Raw genomic sequence first — 19,186 nt, 5'->3', positions numbered from 1 at the left:
ACACTCAAAATTTAGTAAAGATTACTTCTTATCTTCAGGGTTAACTTCTTCGAAGTCACCATCGACAGTTTCATCTTTAGGGTCTTTAGCCGTGCCTTCAGCACCAGCTTCACCTTGAGTTTCTTGTGCTTGTTGATACAATTTAACAGTTAAGTCTTGAACAATTTTATTCAATTCATCTTTCTTAACTTTCATATCTTCAACATTGTTATCTTCTTGAGCTTTCTTCAAAGCATCACGAGCATCTTCAGCAGATTTAATTTCTTCTTCAGTTACTTTACCTTTTAATTCTTCCAAAGTTTTATCAACTGAGAATAATAATTGATCAACTTCATTCTTCAAATCAACTTCTTCTTTACGTGCCTTATCTGCTTCTTCGTTTTCTTTAGCTTCATTAACCATGCGTTCGATTTCGTCTTCTGCAAGACCACCTGAACTCTTGATTGTAATTTTTTGTTCTTTGTTTGTGCCTAAATCTTTAGCAGAAACGTTAACAATACCATTTTTATCAATATCAAATTTAACTTCAATTTGAGGGATTCCACGAGGTGCAGCAGGAATATCATTTAATTGGAAACGGCCTAATGTTTTATTATCAGTAGCCATTGGACGTTCACCTTGTAAGACATGGATATCAACGGCAGGTTGGTTATCTGCAGCTGTTGAGAACGTTTGTGACTTGCTTGTTGGGATCGTTGTATTACGGTCAATTAACTTAGTAAAGACACTACCCATTGTTTCAATACCCAATGAAAGTGGTGTTACATCAAGTAAAACAACATCCTTAACATCACCAGTAATGACACCACCTTGAATTGCAGCACCAAGTGCAACAGCTTCATCAGGGTTAACTGATTGGTTAGGTTTGTGATCTGTTTCTTTTTCAACTAATGCTTGGACAGCTGGAATACGTGTTGAACCACCAACCAAGATAACTTGATCAATATCAGCATTTGTTAATCCAGCATCTTTTAAAGCATTTTGAACTGGAATACGTGTACGTTCAACTAAGTCTTGTGTTAGATTATCAAATTTTGCACGTGATAATGTTGCTTCTAAATGTAAAGGTCCAGCAGCACCAGCAGTAATAAATGGTAAGCTAATTTGTGCACTAGTAACACCTGATACATCTTTTTTAGCTTTTTCAGCAGCATCTTTAAGACGTTGCATTGCCATTTTATCTTTTGATAAGTCAATACCATTTTCTTTTTTGAAGGTCTCAACTAACCAGTCCATGATTTTTTGATCAAAATCATCTCCACCAAGTTTGGTATCACCGTTTGTTGATAGTACTTCAAAGACACCATCACCTAATTCAAGGATAGAAACATCAAATGTACCACCACCTAAATCAAATACAAGGATTTTTTCATCTTTTTCAGTATTTTCAAGACCATATGCTAAAGCAGCAGCAGTAGGTTCGTTAACAATACGTTCAACTTCTAAACCGGCAATTTTACCAGCATCTTTTGTAGCTTGACGTTGTGAATCATTAAAGTAAGCAGGAACTGTAATAACAGCTTGTGTTACTGATTCGCCTAAGTAAGCTTCAGAATATTCTTTGATGTATTGTAAAATCATAGCAGAAACTTCTTGTGGTGTGTATGATTTTCCTTGAATATCTACTTTGTAGCCTTCTTCTCCCATGTGGCGTTTAATTGATGCAACAGTATCAGGGTTTGTGATTGCTTGGCGTTTAGCAACTTCACCAACTTGAGTTTCGCCATCTTTAAATGAAACAACAGATGGTGTTGTACGATTTCCTTCTGGGTTTGTAATAATTTTTGCTTCTTTACCTTCTAACACAGCAACAGCTGAGTTAGTTGTTCCTAAATCAATTCCTATAATTTTTGCCATAATTTATCTACCTCTTCTTATATTATTATTGAGCGACAACGACCATTGCTGGACGTAACACTCTATCTTTTAATTTATATCCTTTTTGAAGGACTTGAACAATTGTATCTGCTTTTTGATCATCAGAAGCTGGAACTGTTTGAACTGCTTGGTGAACATTTGGATCAAAAGTAACGTCATCAGTTGCAATTTCTATAACGTCATTATTAGTTAATGCTTTTTGTGCATCTTTATAAACTAATTCAATCCCTTTTTTAAGTTGTTCGCCACTCTCAGTGTCAACCTCAATTGCCAATGCTCGTTCCAAATTATCGATAACTGGTAGAACATCTTTAGCTAATGATTGCCCGCTATACTTTAAGAGTTGTTCTTGTTCTTTCTTAAAGCGCGTATTCATATTTGCCATTTCGGCTTCTGCTCGTAAATATTTATCTTCCATCGTATCTAAATTAGCTTGTAACTCAACTAATTTATCTGCATCAGAAGGCTTTTTACTAAATTTTTCTTTTACTTTATCAGTAACAGAACTTTTTTTCTCATTTTGATTAGTTGCTTCACTAGACTGATGTTGCTCTTGTGTAACATCTTCTTCAACTAAATCTTCTTTGGCATCTTTAACCACACACAACACCCCTTTTCTTATTTATCAAATTGTTGATAATAGTCTAATAATTTTTTAGCAAGCTCATCACTAAATGCATCTAATAAACCAATCATTTTTGAATATGGCATATTTGTAGGACCCAATAATGCGATAACCCCTTGACCATGGTCACTAACATCATAACTAGCTGATATAAGACTATAATTATCAAGTAATTGGTTCGTTAATTCCTCACCAATTTTAATTTGAATAGGTTTACCTTGAATTCCAATTAATTCACCAATATTCTTGTTGTTTGATGTGTCTACTAAATCATATAATGATTTTAATTCATCCACGTTACTATCGGTAGCAAAATCTAATATATTAGATTTACCGCCAACAAAAACTTGTTCACGTGCTGCCTGCTTTAAAATATTACCAAAAATATCTAAAATACCAGCTGGCCTACGCATATAATTAACCAACATAACTGGGATACTTGTTCTTAGCTTCTTAGAAATTTCAGCTAATGACAACCCAATTAATTGGTCATTCAACAACCTTGTTACGGCTTCTAAATCTGAGCCGTTAATCGATTTAGGAATACTGAATGTCTGATTCTCAACAACGCCACTACTCATCACAAGAATAGCCATAATTCGATGATTTCCTAATGGTACTAATCGAAAACCTTCGAGACGACTTTCCATTGTTTCAGGTCGTAAAGAAATCGCTGTATAATTTGTTAAGTCCGAAAGAATCTTAGTTGATTCTGCAAATATTTCATCAATCTTTTGAAAATGAACACCAAGAGAATTTTGAATATTCGCTAATTCCGCTGCTGGAACAACGCCGGGTTTAACAATGTGATCAACATAATATCGATAACCTAAAAATGAAGGAATTCTACCAGAAGAAGAATGTGTTTTTTTAATTAACCCATTATTTTCCAATGTCACCATTTCATTTCTGATAGTTGCTGAACTTACATGCATTGGTAAAAAATCAACGACCGATTTAGAACCAACAGGTTGACCAACCTCTGTATACACTCTGACAATTGCTTCTAACACTAACATTTGTCTTTCTGTTAGCATGATCAATCACCTCTTTTTAGCACTTAACACAATGGAGTGCTAAGACAACTATTAATATACTAAATGTTGAGATTATTGTCAAGGAATGCACTCACTTTTTTAAAGAAAATGGCTGACTAAATATATCCTATTTAGTCAGCCATTAAACCAATACTTATATGTGTTGGTCAAAATAAGTATTAGTATTTTTTTTATCTTTATTTAATTGCGTAATTAATCCAGGAATACCTTCAAATTTAACTTCACTTCTCAAATATGCTAACCATTGAACCGTAACAATTTGGCCATAAATCATCTCGTTGAAATCAAATAAATTTATTTCGACCGTTAATTCACGATTTTTTCCAAACGTTACGTTGTAGCCAATAGATGCCATCCCACGATACCAGACATCACCAACCTGAACGCTAGTCACATATATTCCGGGTCCTGGAATTCGAATGTGTTCATTGAATTCTAAATTTAATGTTGGAAAGCCAAGTTCTCTACCTCTAGCTTCACCGTGAACAACTTTACCAAGTGTTTCATATTTATAGCCCAATAACTTATTAACATCGCTAATATGTCCGTTATCAATTTCCATTCTAATTCGAGATGAACTTATTTTTTGATGATTCGTCGCTAATTCAGGCACAGTAATAATTTCAAATTTTTGTTTAGCATATAAAGGTAGTGTATCCATATTTGCAATATCTTTTTTACCATACGTATAATCAAATCCTGCAACTACTACCTTTGCATGCAATGCAACCATATATTTATCGACAAAATCTTGTGGTTCCATTTTTGCTAAACTATTATTTAGCGTTAAAATATAAAAAATATCAACGCCCAATTGCTTCATTAATAATATTTTTTTTTCCATAGACGTTAAATATTTTACACTTTGTTCGGGTGCTTTTTGAAATTGTACTGACGGATGCTTATCAAATGTCATTACTGCAAGTTTAATATTTTTTTCGTTGGCTTTTTGCTTAGCTTCTTGTATTACTTTTTGATGTCCTAAATGAACACCGTCAAAAAAACCCATAGCAAGTGAAATAGAATCATTACTAATTTCGTTAGGGTTATACGGTTCAGTTAAATAAATAACTTTCATGTTCCAATATCTTCCTTTATCCTAAATCAAACATTGTCTCAGACTGGTAACGATTTTTTTCACTATTCAATCTGTATAAACATCTAATTTTATTTTCATAAACTAGGGCAACTGTTGGCTCATTATTAAACGAATCAATTGCTAAAAATCCCCCATTTTGGACAATAAGCCACTGTTCAGTGGTTAATTCATACCTTTTGAATGATGTTAGCGCTGTATCAATTGGATATAACAACGATTCTAACGTCCCATTGACTTTAGCCTCATTTAATTGGTCCAGGGTAAACGCCTTATCAATTCTAAAACCGCCGCTTTCCAGTCTAGTCAGGTCAGACATAACTGCAGGTACACCTAATTTTTTCCCGAGATCAACAGCTAGCGTCCTAACATAGGTCCCTTTTCCACATGCAACTTCAAAATAAATTTTTTGCCTTTTATTTTCTAAATCATATTCTGTAGCTTTCGTTTGAATAAATGAAGTCACCGTTATTTGTCTTTCTGGACGTTTCACTGTTTCACCTTTACGAGCGTAATCATATAAGCGACGTCCGTTTACTTTAACAGCTGAGAACATTGGTGGAATTTGAATCATTGTACCTGTCATCTGGTTCATAACATCATCAATTTCTTCCGATGTGAAAGGATCTATAATCTCTTTTTCTTCGATTATTTCGCCATCTAAATCTTCAGTTTCTGTAGAGAAACCAAGTGTTATTTCACCCGCATATACTTTGCCAGAATTCATCAAATAGTTTACTGTTTTTGTCGCTTTACCAATACAAATAGGTAGAACACCATCAACATTTGGATCAAGCGTACCTGAATGACCAACTTTTTTTGTTTGAAAAATACCACGACACTTAAAAACACAATCGTGACTAGTCATACCACGCTCTTTGAATAGTGGAATAATTCCGTCCATTGTCTTACCTCCGTTAATATACTTTTAACAGTATATCATAATCAGTAAAACAAGGGATACCGATTCTAATTTATATAAATATTAAAAGTTCTATTTAAGAGATAACTATCTGTTATCTAAAATACAAAAATTATTAATATCAAATTATCTATTGAAGTATATTAAAAATAAAAGATACATTATATTATAATATTTCCATTGATGAAGAAACAAAAAAGGCCTAATCGCTAAGGATTAGGCCTTTATATATATTATCCATCAACAACAATTTAAACAGAATAATCAACGGTGTCAGGATTTTATTTTAATATTCAGAATCTATCTTTTTAAGTAATTGATCAATTTTATCACCATATTGAACTGACTCATCTCTTACAAAAACCAATTCTGGTGTTTTATAAATTGATAATCTTGATCCAAGTTCACCACGAATTAATCCAGAAGCTTTTTCTAGACCACGTTGTGTTTTTTGTGCATCTGATGCCATATTTGACAAAATACTATAGTAAATTGTCGCCTGCTGTAAATCACCAGTTACATTAACACCTGTAATTGTGACACCTTCAACTCGAGGATCTCTCACTCGTTTTAAAAGAATATCATTAACTTCTTTTTGAATTTCTTGTGATAAACGACCTACACGGTAATGTTGTGTCATTTTATATCCTCCTATAGTTGTTATGAATTATTTAACTGGAACTTCTTCCATAACGTAGGCTTCAATTTGGTCGCCCTCTCTAATGTCATTGTATTTTTCAATCATGACACCACATTCGAAACCTTGTTTAACAATTTTAGCGTCATCTTTAAAGCGTTTCAAGCTTGCTAATTTACCTTCATAAATAACAATACCATCACGAATTAAACGAACGCCGCTATCTCTTTCGATGTAACCTTCAGTGACGTAAGCACCACCAATTGTTCCAACTTTCGTAACTTTATACGTTTCACGAATTTCAACTTGCCCAGTTATTTTTTCTTCAAAGACTGGTTCAAGCATTCCCTTCATAGCCGTTTCAATTTCTTCAATTGCGTTATAAATAACACGATGTAAGCGAATATCAACTTCGTCAGATTGTGCTTGAAGTTTAGCTTGAGGTGTTGGACGAACATTAAAACCAATAATAATAGCATTACTTGCTTCTGCTAAAGTGACATCACTTTCAGTAATTGCACCAGCAGCTTGATGAATGATATTAACTCGAACACCTTCAACATCAATCTTCTTCAAACTTCCTGCAAGAGCTTCAACTGAACCTTGAACATCTGCCTTAATAATAACAGCAACTTCTTTTAATTCGCCTTCTTTAAGTGAATCAAACAAGTTATCAAGTGTTACATGCGTAACATTTCCACGTTCTTTTGTTAAAGCACGTTTAGCACGTTCTTCACCAGCTGCACGAGCAGTTTTTTCATCATCAAAGACAACGAAACGATCACCAGCACCAGGAACATCATTCAAACCAGTAATTTCTACTGGTGTAGCAGGTTTAGCTTTATTAACTTGACGGCCTTTATCATTTGTCATAGTACGGACACGTCCGAAACTATTACCAACAACAATTGGATCACCAACTTTTAACGTACCTTGTTGAACAAGTAATGAAGCAACTGTTCCACGGCCTTTATCAAGACGAGCTTCAATAACAGATCCAATACCCTTTTGTTTTGGATTTGCTTGTAATTCAAGAACTTCGGCTTCAAGTAAAATCATTTCTAATAATTCATCAAGGTTTGTGCCTGTTTTCGCTGAAATTTCAACGAAAATAGTATCACCACCCCAACTTTCAGGAATTAATTCATATTCAGCCAATTGTTCTGTAACATGAGCAGGATTAGCACCGGGCTTATCCATTTTATTAACAGCAACAATAATAGGTACATTGGCTGCTTTAGAATGATTAATGGCTTCAATTGTTTGAGGCATAACCCCATCATCAGCAGCAACAACTAAAACAGTAATATCAGTAATATCGGCACCACGAGCACGCATATTTGTAAATGCAGCATGTCCAGGTGTATCTAAGAAAGTAATTGTTTTATTATCATGTTTTACTTGGTAAGCACCAATATGTTGTGTAATACCACCAGCTTCACCATCAGTAACATGTGTATGACGTAATTTATCAAGTAAGGTTGTCTTACCATGGTCAACATGTCCCATGATTGTAACAACTGGTGGTCTTGAAACAAGATTATCTTCATTTTTAATTTCTGCATCAAACATTTTATCAATATCAGCAACATCTACATCGATTTTAGCTTCTGATTTAATACCATATTCTGCTGCTAAAATTTCAATTGTATCTGTATCGAGTGTTTGATTTTGGTTAACCATTACGCCTAACATAAATAATTTTTTAATAATTTCTGCTGGTTCACGATGAATCTTTTTAGCAATTTCAGCAACATTAGTTGCAGCATTGTAATATAAGATTTCTGGTAATGGTTTATCTTTTCTGGGTGATACAGGTGGTTTTGGTGTCGTTGAACGACGGTTTTTCTTATTTCTGTTACGTTTGTTATAAGGATTATTCCCATAACGGTTATTATTATTAAATCTCGAACGTCCTTGCTGATTAGCATTACCATTATTAGCAGTTCTAGCACTTGATTGTGTACTATTTTGAGGACGATTTGCTGGCTTTTCATTTGTTGTCTTTGGTGCAGCGTTAGTTGTTCTTGCTACTGGTTTTGAAGCTACCTGCGATGATTTTTGAGCAACGGGTTTACTATTCGTTGTTTTAGCAGGTTGTGCTGGTTTATTTGCAACAGGTTTTGCTACTGGTTTTTTTGGTGTTGCATTAGATACAGTTTTTTCAACCATTTTCTTTGCAGCAACTACTTTAGCAGCACCCTTTTTAAATTTATCGCGAATCTGACGTTCTTCATTTTCACCAATAGTTGACATATGATTTTTAACATCAAAACCTTTTGTCGTTGCAAAATCAATAATATCTTTAGTATTTAATTCTAGCTCTTTAGCTAATTCATAAATTCTTTTTTTTCCCATATTTGCATGCTCCTTCTATATATCCATTAAGTCACACATCCTTCTGCTAAAACCTTTATCGGTAATAGCATACACTGTGCGCTGTTGTCCAACGGCCTCACTTAAACTGGCTTTTGAAAATCCAACATATAATTTAACATTATAGCTGTTGCACTTATCTGTTACTTTTTTTAAAGTCGCTTGTCCACAATCTTCAGAAAGAATAACCAATTTAGCTTTATTCTTCCTAACAGCATTCAATACTAGTCCTTCACCAGTCACCAACATACCTGCGCGTCTGGTCAAACCTAGCATTTGTAAGAATTTTTGACTATTTTTCATCTTTAAATAATTCTCGTCTAGCTACCTGATGGTCAACATATTCGACAAGTTCTTCATAAAATGATTCGTCAATCTTAATACCGAATGCTTTATTGAATGTTCTTTCTTTTTGAGCCTGCTTAGCCACATCTACATCAAGAAAAATATATGCGCCACGCCCTGGTTTCTTGCCAGTTGGATCTAAAGATACTTCATTTTCTTTATTCTTAACAACACGAACAAGTTCTTTTTTAGGTTTCATTTCACCCGTAACGATATCTTTACGCATTGGAATTTTACGATTAATCACTTTAATTTGCCTCCAAATCAATTACCGATCAGTTTTAATCGGCTTATTTGTTTGTTTCAGAAACTTCTTTTTCTTCACTACTGTTAACCATATCAGATTCAGATTTAATATCAATTTTAAACGTTGTTAATTTTGCAGCTAATCGTGCATTTTGACCTTTTTTACCAATTGCTAATGACAATTGGTGATCTGGCACAACTACAGTACAAGCATGATCATTTTCTGGATTAAAGACAACATTGACAACTTCTGCAGGATTCAAAGCATTAGCAATGTATTTTGCAGGATCTTCATTCCATTCAACAATATCCATATTTTCGCCTTTTAATTCATTAACAATAGTTTGTACACGTTGTCCTTTAGGACCAACACAAGTACCAACAGCATCGATATCTGGATTATTCGAACGAACAGCTACCTTAGCACGGTCACCTGCTTCACGAGCAATTGATACAATTTCAACTGTTCCGTCATATATTTCAGGAACTTCTTGTTCAAATAATCGTTTTAGCAAGTCAGGATGTGAACGACTAACAAAAACTTGAGGGCCTTTAGCAGCATTCTCAACTTTTGTGATATAAACTTTAATTCGATCATGTGGATTAAAACTTTCACCAGGAATTTGATCAATCTTAGCTAAAACAGCTTCCACTTTACCTAAATTAACATAAATATAACGATTATCATGACGTTCTACTTCACCGCTAACGATTTCATTTTCATATTGAATATATTGATCATAAACAATACTACGTTCAGCTTCACGAACACGTTGCATGATAACTTGTTTAGCAGTTTGTGCAGCAATTCGTCCAAAATCCTTAGGTGTAACTTCAAATCGAATTGAATCGCCAACTTCATATGCTTTATTAATCTCTAAAGCATCTTGCAAACTAACTTCAAGACGTGAATCAAAGACTTCTTCGACTACTTCTTTAACCGCATAAACTGTAATATTACCTTTTTTTGAATCAAACTCTACTTCAACATTTTGTGCTTGATTGTAATGACGCTTGTATGCAGAAACTAATGCTGCTTCAATGGCATCAATAATAACTTCTTTTTTAATACCTTTTTCTTCTTCTAACACTGTAAGTGCACTTAATAGTTCTTTACTCATCTTTAATTTACTCCTTTATAAAAAGCTACTTAAAATTTGATAGCTAAGCGCGCCTTAGCTATTTTTTGACGAGGAATAACGATCGTTCTCTTACGCGTTTTGTCCATATAAACAACTGTTAATTCATCAGCTGTTAATTCCGTTAAGGTACCTTGAAAAATTTTAGCGTTATTAATAGGTTCATATAGTGAAATATTAACGTATTCATTCAAAGCTCTTTCATAATCTTTTTCCTTTTTCAAAGGTCTTTCAGCACCAGGTGATGAAACCTCTAAAAAGTAAGCTTGTGGAATTGGATCAGGATTAATCTCATCTAATTTTTCACTTAAAATATCACTAACAGCAACACACTCTTCGATTTTAATGCCTTCAGGTTTATCAATGTAAACTCTTAAAAACCAACTTGGGCCTTCTTTAACAAATTCAATGTCCACCAATTCAATATTCTGTTCATCAACAATTGGTTGAACTAGCTCTGTGACAGTCTCTATAACAGTACTCACACGTTACCCTCCTTACATTTTCCCAATAAAAAGAGTGAGCATCGCTGCTCACTCAAACAAGATATCAAAATACTTTCTTTAATATAGCATAATTTTCTGAAAACATCAACAAACTGCTATGTTCTCACTTTTTAGAAAAAAACATCATCAAAAATAGATAGTTGATTTTCATCTGGTAATGCTTTTAAAACATTATTTTCAGTCATATACTCAATTAATGACTTAGAAACTTTACCACGTTTAGCTAAATCTTCTTTAGATAAAAATGGGCGTTCCTCACGAGCAGCAATAATTTGCTTAGCAACGTTATTACCAAGACCTGGTACAGCTCTAAATGGTGCGATTAACTTATCACCATCAATTATCCAATTGGAATCATCTGATTTATCCAAATCAATCATTCCAAATTGGAAGCCACGTTCAAGCATTTCATTACTTAATTCAAGGACCGTCAACAAATTTTTCTCTTTTGTTGATGCATCCATCCCTTTATCATTAATATCTTTCATTGCTTTTTTCACTGCATCTTTACCGTGCGACATTGCGACTAAATCAAAATCATCTGCTCTAACACTGAAATAAGCACAGTAATATAACATTGGAAAATAAACTTTATAGTAAGCAATTCGTAAGGCCATCAAAATATACGCAGCAGCATGTGCCTTAGGGAACATATACTTGATTTTTAAACATGCCCCGATATACCAATCTGGAATTTTTGCTGCTTTCATCTCAGTTTGATAATCATCTGAGATACCTTTTCCTTTTCGAACACCTTCCATGATATTAAAAGCGCTACCGGCTTCCATACCCATGTGAATAAGTCCCATCATGATATCATCACGACAGCCAATAACTTCTGGCATCGTGATTGTTCCATTAGAAATAAGTTCTTCAGCATTTCCCAACCACACATCTGTACCATGCGATAGACCAGAAATTTTTAATAGTTCAGCAAATGTTTTAGGTTTTGTTTCTTCTAGCATCCCTCGAACAAATCTCGTTCCGAATTCTGGAATACCTAATGTACCTGTTTTTGAGAAGATTTCGTCGCTAGTAACGCCAAGTATTTCAGGCCCTTGGAATATTTGCATAACGCCTTTATCATCCGTAGGGATTGTTTTTGGGTCAACTCCTGATAAATCTTGTAACATTCTAATCATGGTTGGATCATCATGACCCAAAATATCTAATTTCAAGATATTATCGTGAATAGAATGGAAATCAAAATGGGTTGTTTTCCATTCAGAAGTTGAGTCATCTGCTGGATACTGGATAGGTGAAAAATCATAAACATCCATATAGTTAGGGACAACTAAGATACCACCAGGATGTTGACCGGTCGTCCGTTTAACGCCAGTTGACCCTTTAGCAAGTCGATCTATCTCCGCATTTCTAAACGTTGCTCCAGTATCACGTTCATAACCCTTAACATAACCATAAGCCGTTTTATCCGCAACAGTACCAATTGTTCCTGCACGGAAAACATAATCTTCCCCAAATAAAACTTTCGTATAATTATGCGCAATTGCTTGATAATCACCCGAAAAATTCAAATCAATATCAGGAACTTTATCACCATAAAATCCAAGGAAAGTTTCAAATGGAATATCATGTCCATCTTTGTCCAATGGTGTACCACATTTTGGACAGTCTTGGTCTGGTAAATCAAATCCAGACCCATATTCACCTTTTTCATAAAAATGTGTATATTTACATTTAGGGCATCGATAATGGGGTGGTAATGGATTAATTTCTGTTATTCCAGTCATTGTTGCAACAAGACTTGACCCAACAGATCCACGGGACCCTACTAAATAACCATCTTTGTTAGATTTATGAACTAATTTTTGTGAAATTAAATAAATAACTGAAAATTCATTATCAATGATACTTGTTAATTCTTTATCAAGACGTTTAACCACAGTTTCAGGTAACTCTTCTCCATAAAGTTCATGAGCGCGATTATAGGTTAATTGTTTAATTTCTTCTTCAGAGCCATCAATTTTCGGTGCATATAATCGATCTTTAACTGGAGAAATGTCATCATCAATCATATTAGCGATTAAATTCGTATTTGTAACAACTATTTCTTTAGCAACATCCGTACCTAAAAATTGGAACCCTTCCAACATTTCATTCGTTGTTCTAAAATGTGCATCAGGTAAAATAGAACGATTTAACGGATTAGCACCACCCATTGAATTAACAAGAATTTTACGATAAATACTATCTTCAGGGTTCATATAATGAACATCTCCAGTCGCAACAACCGGCATATCCATTTCGTGTCCTAAATCAACCATATTTTGTAAAATTTCCTCTAAATTTTGATTATCCTTAATTAATTCTTGATGGATTAGAGGTTCATATAATGCTTTAGGCTGAATTTCTAAGTAATCATAAAACTTAGCCTTTTCTTTAGCCTCTTCCATACCTTTTTGCATCATTGCTGTAAATACTTCGCCTGAGTCACAAGCAGAACCAACAATAATACCTTCACGATATTTATTTAACTCACTTCGAGGGATGCGGGGCATCCGATAAAAATAATCTATCATCGAAGTTGAAACTAATTTAAACATATTTTTAAGTCCGGCTTGAGTTGTCGCAAGTAACGTAACATGGAATGGACGCGCTTGTTTGTAAGCATCATGCTCACCCATATGATCATTCAATTGAACATGTGACGTTATTTCAAATCGTTCTTTAGCATCTTTAATAAAGATATTACACAAAAGACCAGTTGTCTCAGCATCATAAATAGCGCGATGATGATGTTCCAAGTTAACATTGAATTTTTTGGCAAGTGTATTTAATCTAAACCCTTTTAATTCGGGATGTAAAAATCTTGCTAACGTTAACGTATCAATGATTGGATTTTGCATAGGTTCCATGCCATGACGTTCATATCCAGTATTCATAAAGCCAATATCAAAACTAGCATTATGGGCAACTAGAATACTACCTTCTGAAAATTCTCTAAATAATTTAAAAACTTCTTCTTCAGATTTTGATCCATGAACCATTTCATCCGTAATTGAGGTTAAATTAGTTGTTGTTTCAGATAAATGATGTCCTGGATCAATAAATTCATCAAATTCTTCAATGACATTTCCCTTTGTCATTTTAACAGCAGCTAATTCAATAACTTTATCAAATCGAGCAGATAAACCCGTTGTTTCCGTATCAAAAGTAACATAAGTGGCTTCTTCTAGATTTACATCCTTATCATTAAAAGCAATTGGAATACCATCATCAACAACGTTAGCCTCAACACCGTACAAAATTTTAATATTATTTTTCTTTCCAGCAGAATGAGCCTCAGGAAAACTTTGTAAGGTAGAATGATCCGTAATCGCAATTGCTTTTTGTCCCCATTTACTGGCTTGCTGTACATAATCCGTAATTGAATTTGTGGCATCCATTTGACTCATATTTGAGTGTAAATGTAATTCAACACGTCGTTCATCATCTGGAGCTGTTTCTTGACGGCTTGGGTGGTCGACTTGATTAATATCGTAAGCATTCACCACTAGGTCTCGCATAAAATTATCTTCTTGTACTGCACCACGAACTCTGACCCATTCTTTTTCTTGAATAGCAGCAAACATCGCTTCGTCATCTTCATTACGAGAGAATTTTTTTACGGTCATGGATGAACTATAATCCGTCATTTTAATGATCATTAATTGTCTTTCAGACTTAAGCGTCCGGATTTCCTTAGAGAAAATATATCCCTCAATAATAACTGAGCGTTCCTCTTCAATGATTTCAACCATCCGTTTTGCAGGCTCTTTTGTACTAATCTTTTTACCCATTTGAACAGGTCCATTAATCACAGTTTGAGAATCAGTCTTTTTCTTTTCATTTTGTTTCTGAATAGTTTCTGTTGCCTTCTGCATCATTATGGCATCTTGAGATTCTTTTCGCTGTCTAATTTCTTCTATTTTTTCTTGTGATTTTGATTCATCTAATAATGTATTAATATTTATCTGTGGAAATCCGACCATTTGATACGCAGTTTCAATTGGTCCTAATGCTTGACCTGTTAAGAACGTTTTTACAATTTCATTTTCAGCCATTAACATCACTCGTCTATCATCAAGATAAGGGACGTTCCCATGAAAAAGTTCTTGTACTAGCGAAGAATTAGCTTCACTATTTTTAACTGCCCATGTCCAATAATCGCCTAAAAGTTGGTTTGTTAATTCAGGTTGCTCAACTTGAACAGTTATTTTTGTTTTTGCAATATCTTTAAATGTAATTGCAATTTTATTTTCTAAGTCACTAAATAATGAAAATGGCAGAATTTTAGGGGCCACTAGTTTAAATTCCCATTGTTTTGACTTTTCATGAACAGTTACGGTTGAAATTTCAATTGAATCCAATATTTCACTATCTTGTTGGTCACTTGATTGAAAATTAATTTGTTCTAATAGTTTATTGAATAATTCTTTATTATTAAGCGACAAATGATTGACTCCTTTTCTAAAAATGAAAAAGAGACTGAGTCAAAATTTTCTTTTGAACTCAATCTTCTTTAACTAGTTTTGATTTTCTTCTTTTAATAAAATTGAGATAGAGCTCTCTAATTCGTCTTTCGTTACTTCAATCGTTTCACCATTTCTACGTAACTTCACTTCAACGATACCATCAGCAGCTTTCTTACCAACTGTAATTCGAACAGGTAATCCAATTAAATCTGAATCAGCAAATTTAACACCTGCACGTTCTTTACGATCATCAAGCAATACTTTGTAACCATTTTCAGTCATTTTTTTGTCAATTTCATTAGCTAGAGCCATTTGTTCATCATTTTTAGCATTAATTGGAATTACATGAACATCGTATGGTGCAATACTTCTAGGCCATACTAAGCCATTTTCATCAGCTTGTTGCTCTGCAATTGCTGCAAGTAAACGACTAACGCCGATTCCATAACAACCTAATATCACAGGCTTTTCGCGACCATTATCATCTAAGATATTAGCGCCCAATGCCTCAGAATATCGTGTTCCAATTTTGAAGATATGACCAATTTCAATCCCCTTAGTAAATTTCAATTCGCCTTCTCCTTCAGGTGAAGTTTCACCTTCTTGAGCCAAACGTAAATCTACAAATTTATCTACTCGGTAATCACGATCAATATTTGCGTTCAATAAATGAGAACCAGTCGTATTTGCACCAACGACCGCATTTATCATTCCCTTAATTCCTTCGTCGGCAACAATTGTTACGTCTTCTGTAACACCAACAGGTCCAAGTGAACCAAACTCTGCACCCAACACTTCAGTAACATCTGAATCAGTTGCCATACGTAAAAAATCAGCACCTAATGTGTTTTTTAATTTAATTTCATTCAAAATATCATTTCCGCGCATTAAAACCATCACTGGTTTTTCATCAGCCATAAATAATAATGATTTTATTAAATTTTCGCTTGCTGTATCAATAAATTTAGCCAACTCATCAATTGTTTTAATATTTGGTGTTTCAATTTTTTCAATATCTTTAATCGCTTCATGTGAATTCTTATATGTTTTCAAACTTTTTGCCATTTCTAAATTAGCTGCATAATCGCTCTTATCAGAATAAACGATCGTATCTTCACCAATATCAGAAATTGCCATAAATTCTTTTGAATCATTACCGCCCATTGCACCTGCATCACCAATAATACTTCTAAAATTAAGACCACAGCGTTCAAAAATATTTTGATATGCACGATTCATTTTTTGATAAGTATCATTTAAACTTTCTTCATCCGCATGGAATGAATAAGCATCTTTCATTAAAAATTCACGGCCTCTTAAGATACCAAACCGAGGTCTATTTTCATCACGATATTTTTGTTGTATTTGGAACATTGTCAGTGGTAATTTTTTATATGATTTGATTTCATCGCGAATTAAAGAAGTAAATGTTTCTTCATGAGTTGGTCCTAAAATAAATTTTCTATCATGTCGATCTTTTAATTTAAAAAGTGTATCACCATAGGTTTCATAACGACCTGTTTCTTCCCATAATTCAGCAGGAATAACGGCAGGTACAAGCATTTCAACCGCTCCAATTGCTTCCATTTCTTCGCGAATAATTGTTTCGATTTTTCTAATAACGGAGAAAGCTAATGGTAAATAACTGTACATCCCGGCAGAAACTTGTCGAATATATCCAGCTCGTAACATCATTTGATGACTGATAACCTCAGCATCGCTTGGAACTTCCTTCATTGTTGGTATTAATAATTGTGATTGTTTCATACTATTTTATTCTCCTTTTTCATTTAAAAGAAATAACGCTGAATATCATTCCATGTGACTAATATCATCAATATCATTAAAAATGCAAATCCAACTAATGTAATAACACCTTCTTTTTCAGGTGAAATTGGTTTGCCACGAATTCCTTCGATAATATTTAGTACTAATTTCCCACCATCTAAGGCTGGAATTGGTAATAAATTCACAATTCCTAAGTTAATTGATAAGAATGCAAGCAATGACACAACACTTGCCAACCCATAACTTGCTGCATTTGAAGTCACTGCATAAATTGCAACCGGACCACCAAAATCATTTAAGCTGACACCTTTAGTAAACATCCCTACTAATACAGCCACAATACTAGCCACGACACTCCATGATTGCGTAAATCCATAAGTAATTTTATTGATAAATGAGTGATCCATTTTAACTGTAATACCAATTTTACCGGTCTTTGTTGAGTCTGTTTTACTTGATTCAGGTGTAATAACGATTAATTCTGTTTTACCGTTCCTTATTACTTTTAAGTCAGTTTTTTTATCAGGACGACTGCTAATCGCTGTCGTTAATTCAGTCCAGTTTGTTGTCTTTTTATCAGCTACAGCTACAATTTTATCATTTGCTTTTAACCCCGCCCTTTGAGCCGCAGAATTCTCTTGAATTGTACCAATCTGATTCGAATTAGTTGCAACGCCACCTTGCATGAAAGCAAGTAGTATAAATGCAACAATAGCTAATAAAAAGTTATTCATCGGTCCAGCAAAATTCGTTAAAATTCGATTCCAAAGCGTAGCTGATTGAAATTGAACATCTTCAGGAGCGATTTGAATTTCTGTGCCATCTTTTTCAATTATTAGCGCATCATGATCAACATTATATTTTTTTACTATCTCTTCATTACCATTTTCATATCCTGTAATCCAGAGTTCTTTTTGTAAATCGCTATCTAGATATTCGATTGGGATACCATTATATAGCGTTGTTTTTTTACTCGTATTAATCTTTGTAACCTTATTATTACTATCCAGTATTAAACTCATAGGCATACCAGGTTTTAAATCTTCATCTTCATCATCAGCGATTCCCGCCATTCTAACATATCCACCAAGAGGTAATATTCTTAAAGTGTACGTTGTACTACCTCTATGGAATGAAAGTATTTTTGGCCCCATACCAATTGAAAATTCACGAACTAAAATTCCAGCACGTTTTGCAAAATAGTAATGACCAAATTCATGAATCACAACTAAAATTCCAAAAACGATAATAAATGTGATAATCGTTTTAATCATGTGAATCCTCCCCCTTTAATTTATTACATTAACCCAAATAAATGCATAATTGGCCATACAAATATTAAACTATCAAATCGATCTAAAATACCACCATGTCCAGGTAGAATACGTCCAGAATCTTTTACGCCATAGAAACGTTTAAAAGCGGACTCAACTAAATCACCGCATTGTCCAAATACCGAAAGGATTAATGTAATCAAAATCATTATTGGAAAAGAATGATTTTGTGGGAAGAAGTAAATAAAGATACTTCCTAACAGTGTAGCCATCAATGTCCCACCAATTGAACCTTCCCAGGTTTTATTTGGACTAATATGTGGTGCTAATTTATTTTTACCAAACTTACGTCCAAACATGTAAGCACCTGTATCTGTTGTCCAGATAACAATTAAAATATATGCTAATGTCATTAATCCGTTAAAATCGTTGCCTCTTGCCGCAATAAAATAATGAAATCCCATCCCGACATATAAAGAACTTAAGACAAAAACACCAGCATCATCAAATGAAAAACGATTTTTTGAAGTAACCATATACATTAATAGAAGTGCAACAAGAAAATAAAATACATTTACAGAAGAAATGTGAGCAGGTAAAAATTTAAACCACTTATCTGGTGCAATCACAGTTATTGTCATTAAGATACCAAAAGTAGCCTCTGGTGATATCAATAATTTTTTCTTCATTACAAATACTTCCGAGATACCAATGCATCCTAAAATTAAAGCAAATATCTGCAATGGTAGTCCACCAATAATAACCAATGGTATGAAAATACAGAGTGCCACAATTGCTGTAATTACGCGCTGTCTCATAAA

Annotated in this window: 15 protein-coding genes; all 15 read right to left on the bottom strand. The window is 33.9% G+C overall.

Going from position 1 to position 19,186, the window contains the following annotated elements; all coding sequences use genetic code 11:
- Positions 1-21: 21 nt before the first annotated feature.
- Positions 22-1,857 (bottom strand): molecular chaperone DnaK, encoded by a 1,836-nt coding sequence (gene dnaK / locus ACE83Q_RS01965; protein ID WP_409022462.1) that lies wholly within the window; start codon positions 1,855-1,857, stop codon positions 22-24.
- Between the two features lie 25 nt (positions 1,858-1,882).
- Positions 1,883-2,479, bottom strand: a complete 597-nt coding sequence (gene grpE / locus ACE83Q_RS01960) for a nucleotide exchange factor GrpE (protein WP_409022461.1) — start codon at positions 2,477-2,479, stop codon at positions 1,883-1,885.
- A 17-nt stretch (positions 2,480-2,496) separates the two neighbouring features.
- Positions 2,497-3,540, bottom strand: coding sequence for a heat-inducible transcriptional repressor HrcA (gene hrcA / locus ACE83Q_RS01955; protein ID WP_409022460.1), 1,044 nt, complete (start codon positions 3,538-3,540; stop codon positions 2,497-2,499).
- 154 nt (positions 3,541-3,694) lie between these two features.
- The gene (ribF, locus tag ACE83Q_RS01950) at positions 3,695-4,639 is read right to left on the bottom strand and encodes a riboflavin biosynthesis protein RibF (protein WP_409022459.1); all 945 of its coding nucleotides are present in this window, start codon (positions 4,637-4,639) and stop codon (positions 3,695-3,697) included.
- A gap of 16 nt (positions 4,640-4,655) precedes the next feature.
- Positions 4,656-5,561, bottom strand: a complete 906-nt coding sequence (gene truB / locus ACE83Q_RS01945; RefSeq protein ID WP_409022458.1) for a tRNA pseudouridine(55) synthase TruB — start codon at positions 5,559-5,561, stop codon at positions 4,656-4,658.
- A gap of 304 nt (positions 5,562-5,865) precedes the next feature.
- Positions 5,866-6,219, bottom strand: a complete 354-nt coding sequence (gene rbfA, locus ACE83Q_RS01940) for a 30S ribosome-binding factor RbfA (protein ID WP_409022457.1) — start codon at positions 6,217-6,219, stop codon at positions 5,866-5,868.
- Positions 6,220-6,246: 27 nt separating this feature from the next.
- The gene (gene infB / locus ACE83Q_RS01935) at positions 6,247-8,574 is read right to left on the bottom strand and encodes a translation initiation factor IF-2 (RefSeq protein WP_409022456.1); all 2,328 of its coding nucleotides are present in this window, start codon (positions 8,572-8,574) and stop codon (positions 6,247-6,249) included.
- Positions 8,575-8,589: 15 nt separating this feature from the next.
- Positions 8,590-8,895 carry a L7Ae/L30e/S12e/Gadd45 family ribosomal protein gene (locus ACE83Q_RS01930; protein ID WP_409022455.1) on the bottom strand — a complete coding sequence of 102 codons (306 nt, stop codon included), beginning with the start codon at positions 8,893-8,895 and terminating at the stop codon, positions 8,590-8,592.
- Positions 8,885-9,184: an RNase P modulator RnpM gene (gene rnpM / locus ACE83Q_RS01925; RefSeq protein ID WP_409022454.1), complete on the bottom strand. Its 300-nt coding sequence runs from the start codon at positions 9,182-9,184 to the stop codon at positions 8,885-8,887. The genes ACE83Q_RS01930 and rnpM overlap by 11 nt, the downstream gene beginning before the upstream one ends.
- Before the next feature lie 43 nt (positions 9,185-9,227).
- Entirely contained in the window at positions 9,228-10,304 is a 1,077-nt protein-coding gene (gene nusA, locus ACE83Q_RS01920) for a transcription termination factor NusA (protein ID WP_409022453.1), read from the bottom strand.
- 29 nt (positions 10,305-10,333) lie between these two features.
- Positions 10,334-10,807 (bottom strand): ribosome maturation factor RimP, encoded by a 474-nt coding sequence (gene rimP, locus ACE83Q_RS01915; RefSeq protein ID WP_409022452.1) that lies wholly within the window; start codon positions 10,805-10,807, stop codon positions 10,334-10,336.
- Between the two features lie 131 nt (positions 10,808-10,938).
- Entirely contained in the window at positions 10,939-15,282 is a 4,344-nt protein-coding gene (locus ACE83Q_RS01910) for a PolC-type DNA polymerase III (protein WP_409022451.1), read from the bottom strand.
- A 72-nt stretch (positions 15,283-15,354) separates the two neighbouring features.
- On the bottom strand, positions 15,355-17,070 hold the full coding sequence (locus ACE83Q_RS01905; RefSeq protein ID WP_409022450.1) for a proline--tRNA ligase: 1,716 nt from the start codon (positions 17,068-17,070) through the stop codon (positions 15,355-15,357).
- Positions 17,071-17,093: 23 nt separating this feature from the next.
- A complete protein-coding gene (gene rseP / locus ACE83Q_RS01900) occupies positions 17,094-18,365 on the bottom strand; it encodes an RIP metalloprotease RseP (protein ID WP_409022449.1) in 1,272 nt (423 codons plus the stop codon).
- Positions 18,366-18,388: 23 nt separating this feature from the next.
- Positions 18,389-19,183 (bottom strand): phosphatidate cytidylyltransferase, encoded by a 795-nt coding sequence (locus ACE83Q_RS01895; protein WP_409022448.1) that lies wholly within the window; start codon positions 19,181-19,183, stop codon positions 18,389-18,391.
- Positions 19,184-19,186 lie beyond the last annotated feature (3 nt).

Origin of the sequence: Dellaglioa kimchii, from assembly GCF_046115505.1 — a bacterium.
Taxonomy (GTDB): Bacteria; Bacillota; Bacilli; order Lactobacillales; family Lactobacillaceae; genus Dellaglioa; species Dellaglioa kimchii.
Note: the sequence above shows the minus strand (reverse complement) of the source record. Positions and strands in the feature narration are given on the sequence as shown.

Coding starts and splice junctions, on each gene's coding strand:
- ribF (WP_409022459.1), bottom strand. CDS start 4,639: ATGAAAGTTATTTATTTAACTGAACCGTATAACCCTAACGAAATTAGT.
- rseP (WP_409022449.1), bottom strand. CDS start 18,365: ATGATTAAAACGATTATCACATTTATTATCGTTTTTGGAATTTTAGTT.
- dnaK (WP_409022462.1), bottom strand. CDS start 1,857: ATGGCAAAAATTATAGGAATTGATTTAGGAACAACTAACTCAGCTGTT.
- ACE83Q_RS01905 (WP_409022450.1), bottom strand. CDS start 17,070: ATGAAACAATCACAATTATTAATACCAACAATGAAGGAAGTTCCAAGC.
- ACE83Q_RS01930 (WP_409022455.1), bottom strand. CDS start 8,895: ATGAAAAATAGTCAAAAATTCTTACAAATGCTAGGTTTGACCAGACGC.
- hrcA (WP_409022460.1), bottom strand. CDS start 3,540: ATGCTAACAGAAAGACAAATGTTAGTGTTAGAAGCAATTGTCAGAGTG.
- infB (WP_409022456.1), bottom strand. CDS start 8,574: ATGGGAAAAAAAAGAATTTATGAATTAGCTAAAGAGCTAGAATTAAAT.
- ACE83Q_RS01895 (WP_409022448.1), bottom strand. CDS start 19,183: ATGAGACAGCGCGTAATTACAGCAATTGTGGCACTCTGTATTTTCATA.
- rbfA (WP_409022457.1), bottom strand. CDS start 6,219: ATGACACAACATTACCGTGTAGGTCGTTTATCACAAGAAATTCAAAAA.
- truB (WP_409022458.1), bottom strand. CDS start 5,561: ATGGACGGAATTATTCCACTATTCAAAGAGCGTGGTATGACTAGTCAC.
- nusA (WP_409022453.1), bottom strand. CDS start 10,304: ATGAGTAAAGAACTATTAAGTGCACTTACAGTGTTAGAAGAAGAAAAA.